Origin of the sequence: Streptomyces sp. MnatMP-M17 (genome assembly GCF_900091995.1) — a bacterium.
Classification (GTDB): Bacteria; Actinomycetota; Actinomycetes; order Streptomycetales; family Streptomycetaceae; genus Streptomyces.
The window spans coordinates 1-2758 of sequence record NZ_FMDK01000972.1; the positions used below are offsets into that span (position 1 = coordinate 1).

Annotated in this window: 3 protein-coding genes; all 3 read right to left on the minus strand. The window is 71.4% G+C overall.

Features of this window, described 5'->3' with window-relative positions:
- Positions 1–947, minus strand: a 947-nt coding sequence (locus GA0115259_RS34390; RefSeq protein ID WP_176732757.1) for an ABC transporter ATP-binding protein, incomplete at its 3' end; no start/stop codon positions are given.
- 6 nt (positions 948–953) lie between these two features.
- Positions 954–1925 carry an ABC transporter permease gene (locus GA0115259_RS34395; protein ID WP_093604180.1) on the minus strand — a complete coding sequence of 324 codons (972 nt, stop codon included), beginning with the start codon at positions 1923–1925 and terminating at the stop codon, positions 954–956.
- Positions 1913–2758 (minus strand): ABC transporter permease (locus GA0115259_RS34400; RefSeq protein WP_093604182.1); only part of this gene is annotated, 846 nt, incomplete at its 5' end. The genes GA0115259_RS34400 and GA0115259_RS34395, both read right to left, overlap by 13 nt.

Genomic DNA, 2758 nt, shown 5'->3' on the forward strand with positions numbered 1-2758 from the left:
GAGCCGAAGAAGGACGCGGAGACAACCGTGGCCGTACCGGCCGGATCGGCGGTGGCGAGGATGTTCTCGGGCCGTATCAGCACCTCCACCTCGCGCTCCGCCGGGATCTCGCCGTCCACGGGCAGCTCGGCGCCCGCGACCTCGACCAGTCCGCCGTCGGTGAGCCGGCCGGGCAGCCGGTTCATCGCGCCGACGAACTCCGCGACGAACGGCGTGGCGGGCCGCTCGTACAGCTCGGCGGGCGGCGCGCACTGTTCCAGTCTGCCCGCGTTGAGCACCGCGACCCGGTCGGCCATGGAGAGCGCCTCCTCCTGGTCATGGGTGACGAAGATGGTGGTAATGCCCAGCGAGAGCTGGAGCCGGCGGATCTCCTCGCGCAGCGTGAGCCGTACCTTCGCGTCGAGCGCCGAGAGCGGCTCGTCGAGCAGCAGGACGCGCGGGCGCAGCGCCAGCGCGCGGGCCAGCGCGACACGCTGCTGCTGGCCGCCGGACATCTGGTGCGGGAAGCGGTCGCCGTGCTGGGGCAGTCCGACCAGATCGAGGAGTTCGGCGGCGCGGGCGCGCCGCTCGGCGGCGGACACCTTCCGTACGCGCAGCCCGAAGGCCACGTTGTCGCGGGCGTTGAGGTGCGGGAAGAGGCTGTACGACTGGAAGACCATGCCGGCGTCGCGGCGGTTGGCCGGCACCCGGGTGATGTCCTCGCCGTCCACCAGCACCTCGCCCGCGTCCGGCTGCTCGAAGCCGGCGAGGACCCGCAGCGCCGTGGTCTTGCCGCAGCCCGACGGACCGAGCAGGGCGAGCAGTTCGCCCGGCCTGGCCGTCAGATCCAGGCCGTCGAGGGCGACGGTGGCGCCGAAGGCCCGGCGCAGACCGCGGAATTCGACCAGGGCGCCGGCGGCCGTGGCCTGCTCAGGCCGCTCCGCGGTCGCTGTGGAGGTGGATGACATGAAGGTCTACTCCTTGCCGGAGACGGAAGAGGCGGCGGTGGATGCCGGAGCCATGGCCGTGGAAGAGGCCGTTGAGGGAGCCGGAGCGGCGGCCGAGGAGGCGCGCGTTCCCGCCCGGGAGAGGACCAGCAGCAGCGCCCAGGTGATCAGCAGGCTGAGCAGGGACACGGCCACCGACATCCGGGCCTCCGCGCCCGAGACGGTGACGATCCACACCGCGAAGGGCCGGAAGCCGAGCAGCGAGGCGATGGTGAACTCGCCGAGGACCAGCGCCAGCGTGAGGAAGGAGGCACCGGCCAGCGAGGAGCGCAGATTGGGCAGGATGACGCGCAGGATCACATACGGTCTGCTCGCGCCGCAGTTGCGCGCCGCCTCCACCAGCGTCGGTACGTCGATGGCACGCAGCCCGGCGTCCAGCGAGCGGTAGACGAACGGCAGGGCCAGCACTGTATAGGCGAGCACCAGCACCACCGGGAACGACTCGTTCTGCACCGCGAGGAACGTTTGGTAGAGCGGTGTACGGGAGAGATGGTCCGGTCCCCAGCGCAGCACCGTGGTGACTCCGGTGACCAGCGCGATCGGCGGCACCACCAGCGGCAGCATGCAGACGATCTCGACGAGCGGCGCGAGCTTCGGCGCACCGAGCCGTACGGCCACCAGGGCGGGCACGGTGAGCACCAGCGCGAGGACGATGGTGGCCGCGGCGAGCCCGAGCGAGAGCAGCAGGCTCTGGGTGAAGCCCTCGGCGGAGAGGATCCCGGTGTAGGCGTCGAAGGTGAGGCCCTGCCCGGGAATGCGCACCGTGAAGACGAACGAGGACAGGAGCGGTACGAGGAAGTAGAGCCCGGCCAGGAAGAGCACGGCACCGCGCCAGACACGAGGACGGCGCCGGGCGCGCGCGGCTCCGCCGTCCCGTGCCTTCCGAGGAGCGGCGGGCGCGGGCGCTGCCGGGGTGGCGGTGGGAGTCAGTGCAGCCATCGGGTGCTCCGTCGCTGGAGGGGCAGATAGACCGCCATGACCAGGCCGGCGATCACGATCATGTCGAGGCTCAGCGCGAGCGCCACATTCTCCTGACCGACCAGTACGTTGCCGGAGAGCGCGTCCGCGATCTTCAGGGTGACCAGCGGGACCGAGCCGCCGACCAGCGCGGCGGCGGTGGCGTGCGCGGCGAAGGCACTGCCGAAGAGCAGCACGAATCCGCCGAGCAGCGAGGGCGCGAGGACCGGAAGTCCGACATGGCGCCAGAACTGCCAGGAGGTGGCTCCGGCGTTCTGCGCGGCCTCCCGCCACTGCGGGCGCAGACCGTCCAGCGCGGGCACGCTGACCAGCACCATCAGCGGCACCAGGAAGTAGAGATAGATGATGGTCAGTCCGGTGAAGGAGTACAGATTCCAGCCGAGGCCGTCGAGATGGCCGAGCTGGGTGACCACACCGGAGATACCGAGCGTGGCGACGAACGCGAACGCGAGCGGGATACCGCCGAAGTTGGCGAGCACTCCGGAGGCGGTGAGCACTCCGTTGCGCAGCGCGGTGCCGCGCGAGGTGACGACCGCCTGGGCGATCAGCATCCCGAGCACGGTGCCGATCACGGCGGTCAGCGCGGAGAGTTCGACACTGCCGATGAGGGAGGTGAGATACGGGCCCTGGAGCGAGCGCTGGAGGTGCTCGCCGGTCAGTGCGGTGGCGCCGGTGGCCGGATCGTCCCGGGTGACGGCTCCGTACAGCAGGGCGCCTACCGGCAGTCCGAAGCAGAGTCCGGCGAAGAGGAGCAGCGGAAGGGCGCCGAGCCAGACGCGCGGCGCCCGCCGCCG

Bases quoted from the DNA above. Each gene is read 5' to 3' on its own strand.
- GA0115259_RS34395 (WP_093604180.1), bottom strand. From the start codon at position 1,925: ATGGCTGCACTGACTCCCACCGCCACCCCGGCAGCGCCCGCGCCCGCC.